The organism is Nocardioides sp. (assembly GCF_041913365.1).
Classification (GTDB): Bacteria; Actinomycetota; Actinomycetes; order Propionibacteriales; family Nocardioidaceae; genus Nocardioides.
The window spans coordinates 391019-407648 of the sequence record NZ_JAYSFM010000001.1 but is presented as its reverse complement, the minus strand read 5'-3'; the positions used below and the strand labels follow the sequence as shown (position 1 = coordinate 407648).

The following is a 16630-nucleotide window of genomic DNA, read 5'->3' as shown; positions in this document are numbered from 1 at the left end:
CTCATCCCACGGCCAGCTTCAGCTCCTTGATCGCCCGCTGCTGGTCGGAGGCGTGCTTGAGCACGACGCCGAGCGTGCGCGCGACGGTGGCCTCGTCGAGGTCGCCGATCTGGAGGGCCACGAGGGTGCGCGCCCAGTCGACCGACTCCGCGATCGAGGGCGCCTTCTTCAGCTCGAGCTCGCGCAGGCGTACGACGACGTCGACGAGCTGCGCAGCGACCTTGTCGTCCAGGCCGGGGACCTGGCTCGTCACGATCGCGCGCTCGCGGTCGGCGTCGGGGTAGTCGAGGTGCAGGAACAGGCAGCGGCGCTTGACCGCCTCGGACAGCTCGCGGCTGGCGTTGGACGTCAGCACCACGAACGGGCGCCGCGTCGCGGTCACCGTGCCGAGCTCGGGGATCGTCACCTGGAAGTCGCTCAGCACCTCCAGCAGCAGCCCCTCCACCTCGACGTCGGTCTTGTCGACCTCGTCGACGAGCAGCACCGTCGGCTCGTCGCGACGGATGGCGCTCAGCAGCGGCCGGGTGAGCAGGAACTCCTCGGTGAAGATGTCGTCGTGGGTCTCGCTCCAGCTCGCGTCGCTCTGGGACGCCTGGATGCGCAGCAGCTGCTTCTTGTAGTTCCACTCGTAGAGCGCCCGCGCCTCGTCGAGGCCCTCGTAGCACTGCAGCCGCACCAGCTCCGCACCCGTCGCCCGGGCGACCGCCTTGGCCAGCTCCGTCTTGCCGACACCCGCCGGCCCCTCGACCAGCAGCGGCTTCTCCAGCGCACCCGCGAGGTACGCCGTCAGCGCCGTCGCGTCGTCGGTCAGGTAGCCGGTCGCACGCAGCCGGGCGGTCGCGTCGTCGGCGGAGGAGAACCAGGTCACGCCCGCGAGCCTATCCGTGAAGATTGAGCAGAGGGGGCGGGATTCGAACCCGCGGTAGGTCTCCCTACGACCGCTTTCAAGGCGGTTCCGATCGGCCGCTCCGGCACCCCTCCTCGTCCGACGCTGCGCGCCGCACACCGCGGGACTCTACCCAACGCTGCACGGGCGCGACCCGGGCGCGGCGGGCGCGGGGGCTGCGTGGGAAAATCGGTGCGTGACGAACGAGAACGCCACCGTCTACCGCCTCGCGCCAGCGGTCGCCGCGCGCCTGCTGGGGCTGGTGCTGGTGGCGGTCGCGGTGCTGATCCTCCTGTGCACGCTCGCCATCGCGGTGATCGACCTGCACACGGTCTTCCTGCTGGTGCCCGTGGTCCTCACCGCGCTCGTCCTGGGCTGGGCCTGGTGGCTGTGGCGGGAGAAGGGGTGGATCGCCCGGCTCACCCCCGAGGGCTACCGCGTGCAGTGGGTCCGCGGCGTCGGCGCGGCGTCGGGCCGCTGGAAGGACGTCGAGGACGCGGTCACCACGACCGTCGCCGACTCCCCCGTCGTCGTGCTGCGACTGCGCGACGGCCGCACCACCACGATCCCGGTCGAGATGCTCGCCGTGGACCGCGAGGCGTTCGTCCGCGACGTCCAGGCGCACCTCCAGCAGGGGCACGGGCTCCGCAAGTTGTGACCTGATTCGGCGCGAGCGGCGTCGGCCTTGTAACCTTCTGTGCGCCCGGCGCTGGTCGGGCATGGAGGCGTCGCCTAGTCCGGTCTATGGCGCCCGCCTGCTAAGCGGGTTTGGGGCTAAAACCCCATCGAGGGTTCAAATCCCTCCGCCTCCGCGCCATCGGCCCCCTTCCGCCAGGAAGGGGGCCGAAACGCATCCTGGGCCGACTTCTGCAAGAACCTGCAATGCACAGACCTGCAGTCTGATCCGAGTTACGCGTCAGTACTGCCTGGGGGAGAATGAGGAGGTCATCCCCTGTGACGATCATCGAGGTGAAGAATTCATGACCCCTGTACGCCGCATCGCCGCCGCTGCCCTCGTGGCCGTGCTCGGGCTCGGAATCGCCGGAGCGGGCATCGCCGCGCCAGCCAGTGCTCTCGACATCACGTGGGGCAAGACCAAGGCACCTCACTGAGGACGCAGCGTGCCATGATGGGCACGCAGTGAAGAGCTGAGGCACGGACCCTCTCAACCCCCCACGAGTCCTGGTCCGAAGGCCTCCCCCACAGGCCAGCTTCAGCTCTCGAGGGCAGCAACCTCCGGTTGCTGCCCTCGACCTTTTCCCGGGCTCGACTGCTAGGTCGCGGCGCCCGTCTCGTCGGTCTCGCGGCCGGAGATGCCCCGCTTGCCCATCTCGTAGCCGAGCTGGAAGCGCGTCTCCACCTCGAACTCGTTCTTCAGGTCTGCGACGTAGCCGGCGTACGTCCGCGGGCTGACGCCGAGGCGCTTGGCGCCGGCCGGGTCGGCGCGACCCTCCAGGAGCATGCGGATCGTCATGGCGCGCTGCTCGGTGGCGATGTCACGCATGAGGGAGGTCTCGCTGCTGGTGAACGGGCGGGCGCGCTCCCAGTGGCGCTCGAACATGTCGACCAGGTAGCTGACGAGCGAGCGGTCGCTGATCACCATGGCCGCGTCCGTGCCCTCGTGGCTGGGGATGATGGCCGTGCGCCGGTCGACCACGATCAGGCGGTTGAAGAACTCGTCCAGCGTGCGCACCTCGGCGCCGGCCGCGGTCACCGCGGCGACGTACTTGCGGGTGTCGGCGCCGCGACGTGCCGCGTGCTGGTAGAGCGTGCGGATCGTGACGCCGCGCTTGAGGGCGGCGATCTCGTGGGCGACGGACTCGTTGAGCTGCTTGATCCCGCGGCGGTACTGCGGCTGCGCGGTGAGCACCTCCTCCTGCGCGTCGCCGACCAGCGAGGTGAGGAAGGTGCCGATCGTGGCGATGCCGCGGATCTCGGCGAAGGGGCCGCCGACAGCGCTCGGCGAGCGACGCCACGCCTGCGAGAGCGCACTGAAGGCCTGCGCCCAGTGCGCCGACTCCGCGATGAGCTCGGCACCCTGCTGGCCCAGCGGGGCCACCACCTGCGCCTGCACGGCTGCGGGGTCCACCGCGTGCCAGCTGGTGCCGTCCTCGGTCTTCACCACGAGCCCGACCTCCACGAGGATGCCGAAGGCCTCGTGCAGGTCGCCGCCCTTGACGATGCGCTCGTCGGCGGCGCTCACACCCCCGGAGGTCACGATCTCCTCGTAGAGAGGCGTGGCGTGTTCCTCGAACACGTTGCGCTCGTGCTGGCCCAAGGGCATGACTCACCTCCCAGTTCCCCGATCCCGGTGGGAGGATCGTGCCACACCGCCCCCAACGGCCCCCGGACGAAATGGGCCCGACCCGCCCCCGGGTGGTCCGGGGACGGGTCGGCGGCGGCTGTGCGGCCGGTCAGGCGCCGAGACGCGCCTTGAGGGTGTCGAGCTCGCTCCAGAGGACGGCCGGCAGGTCGTCGCCGAACTTCTCGAACCACTCCTCGATCTGCGGGATCTCGGCCTTCCACTCCTCGACGTCGACCGCGAGGGCCTGCGTGAGCTGCTCCTCGGTGAGGCCCAGGCCGTCGACGTCGAGCGAGCCCGGGGCCGGGACGTGGCCGATCGGGGTCTCGACCGCGGCGGCCTGACCGTCGATGCGCTCGATGACCCACTTCAGCACGCGGCTGTTCTCGCCGAAGCCCGGCCACAGGAAGTCACCGTCGTCGCCGCGGCGGAACCAGTTGACGTAGAAGATCTTCGGCAGCTTGGCGGCGTCGTTGTCCTTGCCGACGTTGACCCAGTGGCCGAAGTAGTCGCCGGCGTTGTAGCCGATGAACGGCAGCATCGCCATCGGGTCGCGGCGCACCACACCGACGGCGCCGACGGCGGCGGCGGTGGTCTCGGAGGACAGCGTGGCGCCCATGAAGGTGCCGTGGTTCCAGTCGCGCGCCTCGGCCACCAGCGGGATGGTCGTCTTGCGGCGGCCGCCGAAGAGGATCGCGTCGATCGGCACGCCGCGCGGGTCGTCGTACTCGTCGGCGAGGATCGAGCACTGCTTGATCGGGGTGCAGTAGCGGCTGTTGGCGTGGCTGGACAGCTCGTCGCTGTCCGGCGTCCACGGCTCGCCCTTCCAGCTCGTGGCGCGGGCCGGCGGGTTCTCCAGGCCCTCCCACCACACGTTGCCGTCCTCGGTGAGGGCGACGTTGGTGAAGACCGAGTTGCCCTTGCGGATGGTCTCCATGGCGTGCGGGTTGGTGTGCTCGTTGGTGCCGGGCGCGACGCCGAAGAAGCCGAACTCGGGGTTCACGGCCCACAGGCGGCCGTCCTCGCCGACGCGCATCCACGCGATGTCGTCGCCGATGGCCTCGACCTTCCAGCCCGGGATGGTCGGCTTGAGCATCGCCAGGTTGGTCTTGCCGCACGCGCTCGGGAAGGCCGCGGCGACGTACTTGGTGACGCCCTGGGGGGAGGTCAGCTTGAGGATGAGCATGTGCTCGGCGAGCCAGCCCTCGTCGCGCGCCATGACCGAGGCGATGCGCAGCGCGTAGCACTTCTTGCCGAGCAGGGCGTTGCCGCCGTAGCCCGAGCCGAAGCTCCAGATCATCCGCTCCTCGGGGAACTGGACGATGTACTTGGTGTCGTTGCACGGCCACGCGACGTCGGCCTGGCCCGGCTCGAGCGGCATGCCGACGGAGTGGAGGGCGGGCACCCACTGCGGGTCCTCGCCGGCGGCCTCGAGCTCCTCGATGCGGGTGAGGACCTCGGTGCCCATGCGGGCCATCACGCGCATGGAGACGGTGACGTACGCCGAGTCGGTGAGCTCGATGCCGAACATCGGCTTCTCGGCGTCGACGTGGCCCATCACGAACGGGATGACGTACATCGTGCGTCCGCGCATGCAGCCGGCGTAGAGCCCGCGCATGAGCTCCTTCATCTTCTCCGGCGCCATCCAGTTGTTGGTGGGTCCGGCGTCGCGCTCGTCGACCGAGCAGATGTAGGTGCGGTCCTCGACGCGGGCGACGTCCGTGGGGTCGGAGGCCGCGTGGAACGAGTTGGGCATGACCTCGGGGTCGAGGCGCGTGAAGGTGCCGGTGGCCTCGAGGGAGGCGGTCAGCTGCGCCCACTCCTCGTCGGACCCTGAGCACCAGTGGATCGAGTCGGGCTGGGTGAGCTCGGCGACCTCGGTGACCCAGGCCAGGATGCCCTGATGCGTGGTGGGAGGTGTCGTCTGGGTGTCGATCGTTGCGGTCATGAGCGTTTCCTTCAGCGTGCGGAGCGTCTGGTTCGCGCGGCCTCGTTGTCGGCGACTTGCGGGGACGCTAGCCCTTGTGAATGCACGCACATATTGGATCGATCACAGACCTGTGACCTGGCTCTCGCTACTCCCGCGTACGCCGGTGCGGCTGGGCCAGGCGCTCGCCCAGGGAGCCTCCGGCGGGTCCGCCGACGGCTGCGTCCGGGTGGATGCTGCGGGTCTCGGCGCGCCGGTTGCGGGACGCGAGCCAGTCGCGGAGGTAGAACTTCGGGAGGATCTTGGCCACCGCGAGCGCGACGTAGACGATCGTGTTGATCGCGACGAAGGCCGCCAGCACGGCGATGAACTGGTTCTTCAGGATGCTGTCGGGGAGCAGGACGCCCATCGGGACGACGGCGGGTGCCAGGGACATGTCAGCTCCCCACCTTGGCGCCGGAGTCGCCCTGGACGACGTGCTTCCAGTCGGCCTGCTTGGCCAGCGAGAGGTCCCAGATGCCCTTGAGGTAGACCACGTTGAGGAACATCGCGTAGAAGAGCTCCGGGAAGAGTGAGAGCCCCAGGAGCCGGGCCTTCCAGCCGCCGCGCCAGACCGTCACCACCCGCTCGAGGGTGAAGACGAGGCCGATGCCGATCCAGAACGGGAACCACACCCAGTTCGAGGTGGCCAGGACCATCAGGATGATCAGCGAGAGGTAGGCCCCGAGCGCGATCACGCCGTAGCCGATGCCGAGCTGCTGCATCCAGTAGCGGAAGGTCTGCGGGCGAAGGCCGTACGCGCCGAGGTTCTCCAGGGCGCCGCGCTGCCAGCGCAGCCGCTGGGCCCAGAGGCCGCGCCAGTTGGGCATCACCTCGGTCACCACGGTGCACTCGCTCGGCGAGATCATCAGGGCGCCGAGGGTCTTCAGCGCGATGGTCAGCTCGTTGTCCTCGGTCAGCGCGACCGTGTCGTAGACGTCGCCCGGCACGCCGGGGAGGATCTTGCCGCGCTCCTCGGCCACGGCGCGCAGCGCCCGCGGCCGGAAGACCGAGGCGGTGCCGGTGAGCACGAAGACGCGGCCACGCCGGCGCCGCAGGTCACGCTGGTAGCGGGTGTACTCGTTGCGCTGGAACTGACCGATGAGCCCGAAGCCGTCCTCGCCGTAGAACAGGCCGCCGACGGCCATCAGCGCGCGGTCCCAGGTGAGCCGGTTGGCCGCGCCCTCGAGGAAGCCGTCGTCGAGGGTGGTGTCGGCGTCCATGATCATCACGCAGTCGTTGTCGCCCTGGCCCGGGAGGACCTCGGCCAGCGCCTGGTTGAGGCCGCCGGCCTTCTTGTGCGTGTTGTCCACCGTCTCGAAGACGTCGACCCCGGCCTCACGGGCCAGCCGGACGGTGCCGTCGGTGCAGTTGTCGGCCACGACCACGATGCGGGCCGGGGGCATCGACTGCGACAGAAGTGACCGGAGGGTCTCGGCGATACAGCCCTCCTCGTTGTGGGCCGGGATGAGCACGGTGATCGTCACCGGACCGGCGTACACGCCGCGGGTCTCGGACATCACCAGCTTGGGCGCGAGCGGCATCCGGCCGCTGTCCTCGCTCCTTCGGGCCCGCGTGAGGAGCCGCCGCTCGATCCCGGCGACACCGGCGGCCAGCAGGAAGGCGACGCCGACCGCGGCCAGGAGGATCCGGGGCGCGGGCATCTCGGTGTCGTAGAAGACCTTCCAGATGCCGAAGAGCACGCCCTCGGACGGTGCCCGGCCGGCCTCGGGGTCACCGGAGGCGACGGCGACCCACAGAGCGGTCGCCCCCAGCGCCGCCGAGCCGATGATGGCCAGTCCCACCGAGCGTTGCAGCCACTGCATCCGTCCCGAGTCTCCTTGTCCACCAGTGGGCGAGCACGCCTCGCCCGCTCAGTCCTTCGGCGCCGCCTCGACCACGGATGGCAAGAACTCGCGCACGAACTCGTCGTAGGGCACAGGCTTGCCGATCAGGTAGCCCTGCGCGAAGTCGACGCCCTCCTCACGACACACCTCGAGGATCTCCGGCTCCGAGACGAACTCGGCGACCGTCCGCTTGCCGAGGTCGCGGGCGATGCCGACGATCGAGCGCATGATCGTGCGGTCCACCGGCGAGTCCGGGACGTGGGCGACGAACTCCCCGTCGATCTTGACGTAGTCGAAGAAGAGGTGCTTGAGGTAGTAGAAGGAGCCGAAGCCGGCACCGAAGTCGTCGAGGGCGAACGCGCACCCGAGGTCGGTCATCCGGGCGGCGAAGTCGCGCGCCATGGCGACGTCGGCCACGGCCGCCGTCTCGGTGATCTCCAGGATGAGGGCCGCCGGGTCGACGCCGTGGGTGGCCAGCGAGGTGACGATCGCCTGCTCGATCTCGGGGTTGCCGATGGAGTGGCCCGAGAGGTTGACCTCGAGCTCGAACTCCGGGTCGTGCTCCGCCCGGATCCGCGCCAGCATCTCCATGCTCTTGTCGACCACCCAGGCGTCCACCTGGGGCATCAGGCCCACGCGCTCGGCGATGTAGACGAAGCGCGAGGGCGGCACCAGCTCGTCCTCGTCGCGCAGCCGCAGCAGCACCTCGGCGGAGCTGATCCGCCCGGTCGCGATGTTCATGATCGGCTGGAGGTGGAGCTCGAAGCGGTCGTTCTCCAGGGCTCCCTCGATCCGGCTCTGCCAGTGCAGCCGGGCGGCGGTGCGCGGGCCGCGCTCGTCGCCCTCTGGGAGCACGGCGACCTGGTTGCGGCCGGCCTCCTTGGCGTCGTACATCGTCATGTCGGCCAGCGCCAGGATGTCGGCGGCGTGCTCGGAGGCGGCCCGGAAGGTGACGGCCCCGACGCTCGCCGTCACGCGCCGGGCCACGCCGTCGAGCGTGGCGGCGTGGTCACGGATCCGGTCGACCACGAGTCGGGCGACCCGCTCGGCGGCGGCCTGGTCGCCGTCGGTGAGCAGGACGGCGAACTCGTCGCCGCCGAGCCGGGCCACCAGGTCCGAGCTGCGGATCGAGCGCCGCAGCAGGCCGGCGATGGTGATCAGCAGCTGGTCGCCGGCGTTGTGGCCCAGCGTGTCGTTGACCTGCTTGAAGTTGTCGAGGTCGAGCAGGAGGAGCGCGCCCGTGGCCCCGATGCGGCCGCAGCGGTCGAGGTGGCGGTGCAGCTCGGTCTCGAAGCGTCGCCGGTTGGCCAGCCCGGTGAGGACGTCGTGGTCGGCGAGGTGGGAGAGCCGGTCGAGGTAGCGGCGGCGGTCGGAGATGTCGACGACGTTGACCATCACGACCTCGCCCATGCCGCGGTCGCCGACGACGATGCTGCTGAGCGCCACGCTGACGTCGTTGCCACCGGAGTCGCGGAAGCTGCACTCGGTCTCGAAGGTGTCTCCGGGCCGCGCCACGACCCGGCTGACGTGGTCCTCGATCTGGGTCTCGCCGGGCGTCTCGAAGGCGCTGAGCTGGTGGCCCACCATCTCCGGGGGGTCGAGACCCACGAGGACCGCCATGGAGACGTTGACCCGGATGATCTGTCCCTCGAGGTCGAGGAGCGCGACCCCGTGGGGGGCGTCGTCGAAGAGGCGCTCGACCCGCTCGTTGGCCACGCGGGCCCGGCGCGTCTGCCGCTCGAGGTCGCGGACGATGCGTTGCAGGACGGGGGCGAGCACCAGCGCGATCGCCGCCCACACCACCGCGCGGCGCCAGTCGCCGAAGGGGTAGCTCGGCTCGCCGACGACGACGATCGGGATGGCGAAGGTGAGGATCGCCAAGGCGCTGGCCACCCACAGCTGCGGGGGTGTCCCGGTGATCGCGAGCCAGAGGATCGGGAGCACGAGGATGACGGTCATCCCCGACGACGACCCGCCGGTGCCGGCTCCCGCGGCGTCGTGGACGAGGGCCGCGAAGGGGAAGAGCAGGTAGGCGGCGAGGGGATCGAGCCACGACCGCTCGGAGCGCCGCTGGGCGAGGAAGAAGACGACGGCGACGGGGACCAGGCTGATCGCAGCCAGGACCGTCACCCACCACGGTCGCTCGTAGGGCGGGAGGGCGACGGTCACCAGGGCCAGGAGCGCCACCAACGCGAACGGCAGCGCCAGGCGGGGCGAACCCCGCCGCAGGTCGGCGTACGACGCCCCCGCAGCGCGGGTCTCCGAGGCGGGTCGTCGCACCCGACCAGACTAGACCAGTCGGGTGCGACGCCGGTGCGTTACTGCTCGTTCTCCAGGTCGGCCGCGACGCGGCGGTGGGCCTCCCAGATCTCCTCGGGCATCCGCTCGAACTGGGAGAGGTGCTCGTCGCGGAAGCCCATCTCCTGCTGCCAACGCTCCTTGTCGATGGTGAGGATGCGCTCGAGGTCCTCGGGTGCGATGTCCACGCCGTCGAGGTCGAGCTCCTCCTCGGTCGGCAGGATGCCCACGGCCGTGCGGCGGCCGCTGACCTCGCCGTTCTTGAGCTGGAGGAGCCAGAGCAGCGGGCGGAGGTTGTCGCGGTAGCCGGGCCACAGGAAGTGGCCGTCCTCCGGGTCCTTCTGGAACCAGTTGACGTGCGCGAAGATCGGCTGCTCCTTCGCCGCTCCCACCACGTCGAGGTAGTGGCGGGCGTAGTCGCCCTCGCCGTAGGCCATGAACGGCCGGTTGGACATCGGGTCGTAGCGCAGCTGGCCTTCGACGCCCTCGGCGGCGAAGGTTGCCTCGGCGCCCAGCGTCAGGCCGTCGTACACGCCCTCGGCCAGGTCGGTGATCGCGCGGATCAGCGGCTCACGGTCGCGGGTGCGGCCGCCGAAGATGATCGCGTCGATCGGCACGCCCGCGGCGTTGTCGTAGTCGGGGGCGATGTTGGGCACGTTGGCCAGCGTCGTGGTGAAGCGGCTGTTGGGGTGGGCCCAGTTGGCGCTGTCGTCGGGCTTGCGGTCCGCGAGCGGTGCACCGGTCCAGTCGAGCCATCCCTTCACGTCGGTCGGCGGCTTGGGGGTCTTGCCCTCCCACCACACCTCACCCGTGGTCGGGTTGTAGGCGACGTTGGTGAAGATCGCCTGGGATCCCTCGTTGATCGAGTGGAGCGCGTTGGGGTTGGTCTTCTCGTTGGTGTCCTTGGCGACGCCGAAGACGCCGTACTCGGGGTTCATCCCCATCAGCCGGCCGGTCTCCTCGTCGACCCACAGCCATGCGATGTCGTCGCCGTAGAAGGAGACGTGGTAGCGCTCGCCGAGCGCGTCGGGGGCGGCCATCATCGCCAGGTTGGTCTTGCCGGAGGCGCTCGGGAAGCCGCCGCAGACGTGGTAGGTCTGCCCCGTCTCCTTGTCGTGGATGCCGATGAGCATGTACTGCTCGGCGAGGAACTTCCTGCTCGCCCACCCGTCGTACGCCCCCTGCCGCAGGCCGTGGGCGATCTTGCCCAGCAGCGCGTTGCCGCCGTACGACGACCCGAAGTGCAAGATGGTGCGCTCGTCGGCGACGGTCACGAAGTAGCGCTGGTCGTCGGGGGTGCCCTGCCCGAGGTTCTCCAGGTCGCCGGTCACGTGGACGGCGCGGACGAAGGAGTCCGGGTCCTCGAGGTCGTTGACGAACTGCACGCCCACGCGCGACATCCGGATCATGTGGAGCACGACGGTGCGGGTGTCGGTGAGCTCGACGCCGGCGGCCCATGGGGCGAGCTCGTTGCCGGGGGGCGACATCAGGTAGGGGATGACGTACATCGTCTTGCCCTCGGACGCGCCGCGCATCCGGTCGTGCAGCATCGGCTTCATCTCCGAGGCCGGGCGCCAGTTGTTGTAGACGCCGCGGTCCTTCTCGTCGTTGGTGGCGACGATGGTGCGCTCCTCCGAGCGGGCGGTGTCCTTGTAGTAGCTGCGCGAGTAGTAGCGACCCTCGCCCGCCCGCTGCAGCTCCCCGGCTGCCACGGCCTCCTCCAGGAGCCGGGCGTCGTCGGAGGCGTTGACCACCTCGACGTGCTCGGCGCCGGTGAGCTCGGCGTACTCCTTCACGAACTCACGGACCCGGGGGTTCGTCAGCCCGGCTTCGTCCAGGACTGCCTCGAGATCTGCCATCGCGCTGCCTCCTCGTGCGGCGGGACCCCCGCCTCCTACGGTCTGGTGCCTGCACCATAGGGCACACCTCGGGCGCTCCCACCGGGCCGGAAGTCCCGAGTGCGCCGGGACGCCCGAAGGTCCCGGGTGCTCCCTGATTTCACCCGCCCACGTGGTGTCGGCTATCCTCGTCAGGTCCTCGCGCCACTGGTGCGAACGACATGCGCCTGTAGCTCAACGGATAGAGCATCTGACTACGGATCAGAAGGTTTGGGGTTCGAATCCCTACAGGCGCGCAGCGAGTCTCAGCGAGAAGAACCCCACCGGAACGCTTCACCCCGGTGGGGTTCTTCTCGTTGACGGCGAGCAAGCGCCTGCTCGCGAGCGCCAGCGAGCGGGACCAGGCGCGCAGATCGAACGGCCCCGGCATCGAGCCGGGGCCGTTCCTGCATTCCGCCCGCGCAGCGGCCGGTCAACCCACCTCGACCGGGTCCGAGCAGAACGTGACCTGCCCGGCACCTGAGCGGCCGTGGTTGACCGTCGTGACCCCGTCGACGTCGTGGAAGCCCCAGCTCGGGTCCCGGCCGACGAGGACGCCGACGCAGAAGACGACGGGGCCGGAGGCCGGCACCTCGCCGGCGTCGACGGTCGGCGGCGCGTACGCCGCCAACGGCAGCGGCACGCGCAGCGTCTCCTCGAGGGTCTCGCCGGGAGGAAGGGGCGTCACCCCGATCCACGGGAGCCCGTCGCCTCCGGCGTCGGACGAGACGGGGAAGACGCGCTTGGCGATCTCGGTGCCGCCGTCGGACGCTGCCACGACGTAGGCCGTGTCGGGTCGGTCGGAGAGTCGTCCGTAGCTGTCGGGCACGCGGTTGGTGACGAGCACCTCGTCGGCGGACCGGTTGCGCAGGGACCACTCGACCACCAGCTCGTCGCCGCCCGGGGTGAGGGTGGCGGTGAAGTCGACGTCGGGCGCCTCGACGGTCGGGGTCGCCGTCGAGGGGCCACTGGGCTCACCCGCGTCGTCCGGCCCCGTGGAGCCGGTCGGTGCGCTGCACGCGGCGAGCGCCGCGGCCAGGCCGATCACGAGCGCACCGGCGCGCATCCTCATCCTGCTCCCTCGGTCGGTGGCTCAGTTGTAGCTCTCACGGTCTTCCCAGCCGATCTCATCACGCAACCCGTTCTCGGTGAGCTCCACCGGGTGGTCGGGGTCGACGATCTCCGGCGTGCTCGGGTCGTGGTCGTGGTCGACGGTCAGCCCGACGGCCGTCCGCTCACCCTGGTTGACCCCGTGGTCCACCACGTCGTCACCGTTGTAGTCGGTGTCGTCGAAGTTCTCGCTGAAGAAGTCGTAGATGTGCGCCATCTCGTGGTAGAGCCCGGCGATGGGCGGGCGGCCCTCGCCGCCGCCCTGGCGGTGCGGGTTGTACTCGATCGTCCCGTCGCCGTGGGCGTAGTTGTTGTCCTCGGTGAGCTCCCGGATCGTCACCGTGTCACGGTTGATGCCGAGGAAGCCGGAGTTGTCGTGCTCGTCCTGGAGCGCCGCGAGCATCTGCTGCCCGGTGGGCGACGCGGCGAGCAGGTCGAGGTCGGCCCGCACCCGGGCCACGAACTCGGGCGACCCCTCGATCTTGATGAAGTCGGAGAGGTCGTCGAGCTGGATGTTGACCGTGGTCTGCGTCTCGACGTCGTCGGCGTCGGTGTCGCCGTCCTCGGCGTACGACGTGTCGCTCCCGGAGCCGCCGTAGGTCGTGTCGTCGCCGCGACCGGCGTAGTGGACGTCGTTGCCGGCGCCGCCGACGAGCGTGTCGTCGCCGCGGCCACCCGAGACCGTGTCGTCACCGTCGCCGCCGATGACCGAGTCGGCGCCCTCGGCGCCCTCGAGGTAGTCCTTGCCCTCGCCACCGGAGACCGTGTCGTCACCGTCGCCGCCGTAGGCCGTGTCGTCGCCGTGGCCGCCGTAGACGTCGTCGTCGCCGCCCTGGCCGTCGAGGTAGTCACGGTCGGCACCGCCGGAGACGTAGTTGTCGCCCCCACCGGCGTCGATGCTGTCGCGTCCGTCGCCACCCACGTGGGTGTTGTCGCCGTCGGAGCGGTCGCGCACGACGTCGTCGTCCTCGCCGCCCGCCACCGTGACGCGTACGTCGTCGCTGCTCTGGACGGTGATCGTGTCGTTGCCGTCGCCCGTGCGGACCACGACCTCCTGGCCCGGAGGCACGCGGTAGGGCACGCCGTTGACGATCACGAAGGTCACGCCCGTGTCGGGGTTGGTCCACACCGTGACGGTGTCGTCGCCGTCGCCGGTGTTGACGATCGTCTGGTCACCGTTGTGGATGATCCCGGGCTCGCTGCTCTCCTCGGGCACGTCGAAGCCGTCGGCGCTGCCGTCGGCGACGCTCTCCCAGGTGGAGGCGATGTCGTCCCACTGCGCCCGGAGGGCCTGGAGCGACGCCGAGCCCCGGGCCAGCTGCGCGTCGACGTCGGACCGGATGTCCTGGGCGTCGGCCTCGGCGCGCCGGATGCGCTCCTCCTCGGCCTCGTCCTCGGGGAAGAACTGCACCCAGCTGCCGAAGCCGATGTGGCGGATGCCGGACACCGAGGCCCACGAGTTGTCCAGGTGGGCCTGGGCGATGCGGACCACGCCCGCACCGTCACGCAGGACCTCCGCCACGGCGCGCGCCACGTCGCCGGCCGTGTCCAGCGAGGCGACCAGCTGGCGTCGGTGGGAGTCGAACGACTCGGCCGTCCTGCCCTCCCAGCCTGCCGCCATCACCGCACCGGCCTTGGCGTTGACGGTGTCGCCGGAGCCGGTCAACGCACCGGCCACGTCGTCCCAGCCGTTGGCCGCCGTCTCGAGGTCGGCGGCCTGCTCGGCGAGCTCCCAGATCCCCTGTCCCATCACTTCACCCCCAGGATCACGCGGAGCAACGGGTTGTCGGTGACCTCGGCAGCGGTGGCGCGACTGACGCGGGCCGCCTCCTCGTCCTGGGCGGAGATGTCGAACGCACAGGTGTAGAGGTCGTCCATGTCGGCCTCGAGCACGGCCGCGAGCCGCCCGATGGCGACGTCCCCGGCGTCCAGCGTCGAGGTGTGCGCGGCGACGAAGCCGGGCCCACCGGACGAGTTGCCGGCCGCTCCCGAGTCGACCTGCAGCGCAGCCGCCTGGCCGCTCCAGCCGGTGTTGAGCTCGCGGGACTCGGCCAGGCAGGTGTCGGCGAGGCCGCACAAGTCCTCCGGTGTGACCTGCATGGTTGCTCCGTCCGTCGGCTCGGGTGTCTGACTGCTGTGGTGCCCGCGAGCGAGGTACGCCAAACCCGCGCGCCGCCCTCGACTCACCGCCGTAGGCTCGGCGCCGTGCCGCCGATCGACGACTCACGCGTCCGCGCGTCGCCGGGTCCGTGGAGCTGACGCCGCGCCAGCGGATGGCCGGCGACCACCTCCGGATGGTCCACGACCACTTCCGCGGGCAGCTGGCAGAGCTCACCCGGGCAGCCGTGGCGCTCCGGGACGGCGAGGGCGACGTGGCCGACGTACGAGAGAGCCTGCACCGCCTCGGTCCGGACCTGTCCGCGCAGCAGGTGTCCGGCCTGTGCCGCCAGGTCTGCCGGTTCCTGACCATGCACCACACGATCGAGGACCAGAGCATGTTCCCGGCCGTGGCCACCCTGACGGCGTACGCACCGGTCGCGACGCGGCTCGCCGAGGAGCACCTCGTCGTCCACGAGCACCTCGAGCGGGTCGACGATCTCGCCGTCTCGGTGCACTCTGATCCGTCGCGTGTGCCCGAGCTCATCGACGCCGTCGCGGAGCTGCGCCACGACCTCGAGTCGCACTTCGCCTACGAGGAGACCGAGATGACCGAGCCGCTCGGCCTGCTGGGGCTCGGCCTCTGACTCGTTCTGCTGTGAGCGGAACGCGTAGGCCGGCCGGCGCCCGGCTGGCTACCGTCGGAGCATGGGCGAGATCGTGAGGTTCCCCGAGCGGGCAGCGGACCATCCAGTCGAGGCACCCGAGCCGCTGTGGCGCGAGCTCGTCGGCCGTGAGCTGCACCGCGAGCGCAAGGAGCGCGGTGAGCGGCTCCTCGACGTCGCGCATCGGGCCGGGGTCTCGATGCAGTACCTCTCCGAGGTCGAGCGGGGGCTCAAGGACCCGTCGTCGGAGATGCTCCAGGCGATCGCCGGGGCACTCGAGCTGGACGTGCGCGAGCTCGCCTCCCGCGCGTCGCGTCCCAAGGCGCTCGCCCTCGCCGCCTGAGTCAGGCGATCGCCGGTCCCTGCTCCCGGAAGACCGTGTCGACGATGCCGTAGTCGACCGCGGCCGTGCCGGGGAGCACCAGCGTGCGGTCGGTGTCCTGGCGGATCTGCTCGGGCGTACGTCCGGTGTGCTGCGCGAGGATCTCCTCGAGGACCAGGCGGACACGCGCGACCTCGTCGGCCTCGAGGATGAGGTCCGGGACGGTGCCGCGGCCCTGCGTCGCCGGCTGGTGGAGCACCACCCGGCCGTGCGGCAGGATCGCCCGCTTGCCGGGCGCGCCGCCGGCCAGCAGGACCGCCGCGGTCCACGTCGCCTGGCCGACGCACACGGTCTCGACGTCGGGGCGGACGAACTGCATGGCGTCGTAGATCGCCAGCATCGCGTCGATCGAGCCGCCGGGTGAGTTGATGTAGAGGCTGATCGGGAGCTCGGGGTTCTCCGACGAGAGGTGCAGGAGCTGCGCGATGACCGCGTTGGCGACGCCGTCGTCGATCTCGGTGCCGAGGTAGACGATCCGCTCGGACAGCAGCCGGGAGTAGAGGTCGAGGGTCCGCTCGCCCCGCGGCGTCTGCTGGACGACGTACGGGATCGTGTAGGTGCTCATCGCACACCTGCCAGCCCGACGGAGCGCGCGCGCCCGGGCGTGACGTGGTCGACGCTGGTGATGACCTCGTCGACGAAGCCGTAGTCGAGCGCCTGCTCGGCGCTGAACCACCGGTCGCGCCGCGAGTCCCGCTCGACGGTGTCGCGGTCCTGGCCCGTGTGACCGGCGATGAGGCCGAGGACGGTGTCGCGGGTGTGGCGCAGGTCGTCGGCCTGGATCTCGATGTCGACGGCCGTGCCGCCGATGCCGGCCGAGCCCTGGTGCAGCAGGACGCGTGCGTGCGGGAGGGCGTACCTCTTGCCCGGTGTGCCGGCGGAGAGCAGGAACTGGCCGGCACTGGCGGCCATGCCCATCGCGAGCGTGCTCACGTCGTTCGGGATCAGCTGCATCACGTCGTGGATCGCGAGCATCGAGGAGACCGAGCCGCCGGGCGAGTTGATCCAGAGGCTGATGTCGGCGCGGGGGTCCTCGGCGGAGAGGAGCAGCAGCTGGTGCATCAGCCGGTTGCCGTTGCCCTCCCGCAGCTCCTCGCCCAGCACGATGATGCGTTGGTGCATGAGGCGGCGGACCAGCTCGTCCTCGATGCGCTCCGATGTGGTGTTCATGGTCATGCCGCCAGCGTGACCCGTGTCGGA

General features: G+C 70.5%; 16 protein-coding genes and 3 tRNA genes. 6 read left to right on the top strand and 13 right to left on the bottom strand.

Annotated elements, in window-relative coordinates; genetic code table 11:
- Position 1: 1 nt before the first annotated feature.
- Positions 2-868 carry an AAA family ATPase gene (locus tag ACE3QY_RS02075; protein WP_374454342.1) on the bottom strand — a complete coding sequence of 289 codons (867 nt, stop codon included), beginning with the start codon at positions 866-868 and terminating at the stop codon, positions 2-4.
- Positions 869-896: 28 nt separating this feature from the next.
- Positions 897-981, bottom strand: a tRNA-Ser gene (locus ACE3QY_RS02070).
- 101 nt (positions 982-1082) lie between these two features.
- Here ACE3QY_RS02070 and ACE3QY_RS02065 point away from each other — a divergent pair.
- The 3 genes from ACE3QY_RS02065 (at position 1083) to ACE3QY_RS02055 (ending at position 1998) form a co-directional block, all read left to right on the top strand.
- Positions 1083-1544, top strand: coding sequence for a hypothetical protein (locus tag ACE3QY_RS02065; protein ID WP_374454341.1), 462 nt, complete (start codon positions 1083-1085; stop codon positions 1542-1544).
- A gap of 63 nt (positions 1545-1607) precedes the next feature.
- Positions 1608-1698 (top strand) — tRNA-Ser (locus ACE3QY_RS02060).
- Between the two features lie 168 nt (positions 1699-1866).
- Positions 1867-1998: a hypothetical protein gene (locus tag ACE3QY_RS02055; protein WP_374454340.1), complete on the top strand. Its 132-nt coding sequence runs from the start codon at positions 1867-1869 to the stop codon at positions 1996-1998.
- Between the two features lie 161 nt (positions 1999-2159).
- Here the strand turns inward: ACE3QY_RS02055 and ACE3QY_RS02050 are convergent, their stop codons facing one another.
- The 6 genes from ACE3QY_RS02050 to ACE3QY_RS02025 all read right to left on the bottom strand — a co-directional run bounded on the left by ACE3QY_RS02050 (position 2160) and on the right by ACE3QY_RS02025 (position 11158).
- Complete coding sequence (locus tag ACE3QY_RS02050; RefSeq protein ID WP_374454339.1) at positions 2160-3170, bottom strand: TrmB family transcriptional regulator; 1011 nt, start codon at positions 3168-3170, stop codon at positions 2160-2162.
- 130 nt (positions 3171-3300) lie between these two features.
- Complete coding sequence (locus tag ACE3QY_RS02045) at positions 3301-5136, bottom strand: phosphoenolpyruvate carboxykinase (GTP) (RefSeq protein ID WP_374454338.1); 1836 nt, start codon at positions 5134-5136, stop codon at positions 3301-3303.
- A 127-nt stretch (positions 5137-5263) separates the two neighbouring features.
- A complete protein-coding gene (locus tag ACE3QY_RS02040) occupies positions 5264-5551 on the bottom strand; it encodes a hypothetical protein (RefSeq protein ID WP_374454337.1) in 288 nt (95 codons plus the stop codon).
- Between the two features lies 1 nt (position 5552).
- Entirely contained in the window at positions 5553-6980 is a 1428-nt protein-coding gene (locus ACE3QY_RS02035; RefSeq protein ID WP_374454336.1) for a glycosyltransferase, read from the bottom strand.
- A gap of 48 nt (positions 6981-7028) precedes the next feature.
- Positions 7029-9281 carry a putative bifunctional diguanylate cyclase/phosphodiesterase gene (locus tag ACE3QY_RS02030; RefSeq protein ID WP_374454335.1) on the bottom strand — a complete coding sequence of 751 codons (2253 nt, stop codon included), beginning with the start codon at positions 9279-9281 and terminating at the stop codon, positions 7029-7031.
- 38 nt (positions 9282-9319) lie between these two features.
- Positions 9320-11158, bottom strand: coding sequence for a phosphoenolpyruvate carboxykinase (GTP) (locus tag ACE3QY_RS02025; RefSeq protein WP_374454334.1), 1839 nt, complete (start codon positions 11156-11158; stop codon positions 9320-9322).
- Positions 11159-11360: 202 nt separating this feature from the next.
- On the opposite strand from ACE3QY_RS02025, the gene ACE3QY_RS02020 reads away from it, so the two are divergent.
- Positions 11361-11433 (top strand) — tRNA-Arg (locus ACE3QY_RS02020).
- Between the two features lie 176 nt (positions 11434-11609).
- Here ACE3QY_RS02020 and ACE3QY_RS02015 read toward each other — a convergent pair.
- From ACE3QY_RS02015 to ACE3QY_RS02005, 3 genes are read right to left on the bottom strand one after another with little or no spacing between them, the layout of a single operon-like run.
- Positions 11610-12248: a hypothetical protein gene (locus tag ACE3QY_RS02015; RefSeq protein ID WP_374454333.1), complete on the bottom strand. Its 639-nt coding sequence runs from the start codon at positions 12246-12248 to the stop codon at positions 11610-11612.
- A 21-nt stretch (positions 12249-12269) separates the two neighbouring features.
- On the bottom strand, positions 12270-14036 hold the full coding sequence (locus ACE3QY_RS02010) for a M91 family zinc metallopeptidase (RefSeq protein ID WP_374454332.1): 1767 nt from the start codon (positions 14034-14036) through the stop codon (positions 12270-12272).
- Entirely contained in the window at positions 14036-14386 is a 351-nt protein-coding gene (locus ACE3QY_RS02005) for a hypothetical protein (protein ID WP_310249315.1), read from the bottom strand. The genes ACE3QY_RS02010 and ACE3QY_RS02005 overlap by 1 nt, the downstream gene beginning before the upstream one ends.
- Before the next feature lie 149 nt (positions 14387-14535).
- On the opposite strand from ACE3QY_RS02005, the gene ACE3QY_RS02000 reads away from it, so the two are divergent.
- Positions 14536-15030, top strand: coding sequence for a hemerythrin domain-containing protein (locus tag ACE3QY_RS02000; protein ID WP_374454331.1), 495 nt, complete (start codon positions 14536-14538; stop codon positions 15028-15030).
- A 61-nt stretch (positions 15031-15091) separates the two neighbouring features.
- The gene (locus ACE3QY_RS01995) at positions 15092-15391 is read left to right on the top strand and encodes a helix-turn-helix domain-containing protein (RefSeq protein ID WP_374454330.1); all 300 of its coding nucleotides are present in this window, start codon (positions 15092-15094) and stop codon (positions 15389-15391) included.
- 1 nt (position 15392) lies between these two features.
- Here ACE3QY_RS01995 and ACE3QY_RS01990 read toward each other — a convergent pair whose 3' ends face one another.
- Entirely contained in the window at positions 15393-15995 is a 603-nt protein-coding gene (locus ACE3QY_RS01990) for a ClpP family protease (RefSeq protein WP_374454329.1), read from the bottom strand.
- Entirely contained in the window at positions 15992-16606 is a 615-nt protein-coding gene (locus tag ACE3QY_RS01985) for a ClpP family protease (protein ID WP_374454328.1), read from the bottom strand. The genes ACE3QY_RS01990 and ACE3QY_RS01985 overlap by 4 nt, the downstream gene beginning before the upstream one ends.
- Between the last annotated feature and the right edge of the window lie 24 nt (positions 16607-16630).

Coding starts and splice junctions, on each gene's coding strand:
- ACE3QY_RS02055 (WP_374454340.1), top strand. CDS start 1,867: ATGACCCCTGTACGCCGCATCGCCGCCGCTGCCCTCGTGGCCGTGCTC.
- ACE3QY_RS02050 (WP_374454339.1), bottom strand. CDS start 3,170: ATGCCCTTGGGCCAGCACGAGCGCAACGTGTTCGAGGAACACGCCACG.
- ACE3QY_RS02045 (WP_374454338.1), bottom strand. CDS start 5,136: ATGACCGCAACGATCGACACCCAGACGACACCTCCCACCACGCATCAG.
- ACE3QY_RS02040 (WP_374454337.1), bottom strand. CDS start 5,551: ATGTCCCTGGCACCCGCCGTCGTCCCGATGGGCGTCCTGCTCCCCGAC.
- ACE3QY_RS02035 (WP_374454336.1), bottom strand. CDS start 6,980: ATGCAGTGGCTGCAACGCTCGGTGGGACTGGCCATCATCGGCTCGGCG.
- ACE3QY_RS02025 (WP_374454334.1), bottom strand. CDS start 11,158: ATGGCAGATCTCGAGGCAGTCCTGGACGAAGCCGGGCTGACGAACCCC.
- ACE3QY_RS02015 (WP_374454333.1), bottom strand. CDS start 12,248: ATGAGGATGCGCGCCGGTGCGCTCGTGATCGGCCTGGCCGCGGCGCTC.
- ACE3QY_RS02010 (WP_374454332.1), bottom strand. CDS start 14,036: ATGGGACAGGGGATCTGGGAGCTCGCCGAGCAGGCCGCCGACCTCGAG.
- ACE3QY_RS02005 (WP_310249315.1), bottom strand. CDS start 14,386: ATGCAGGTCACACCGGAGGACTTGTGCGGCCTCGCCGACACCTGCCTG.
- ACE3QY_RS01995 (WP_374454330.1), top strand. CDS start 15,092: ATGGGCGAGATCGTGAGGTTCCCCGAGCGGGCAGCGGACCATCCAGTC.
- ACE3QY_RS01990 (WP_374454329.1), bottom strand. CDS start 15,995: ATGAGCACCTACACGATCCCGTACGTCGTCCAGCAGACGCCGCGGGGC.
- ACE3QY_RS01985 (WP_374454328.1), bottom strand. CDS start 16,606: ATGACCATGAACACCACATCGGAGCGCATCGAGGACGAGCTGGTCCGC.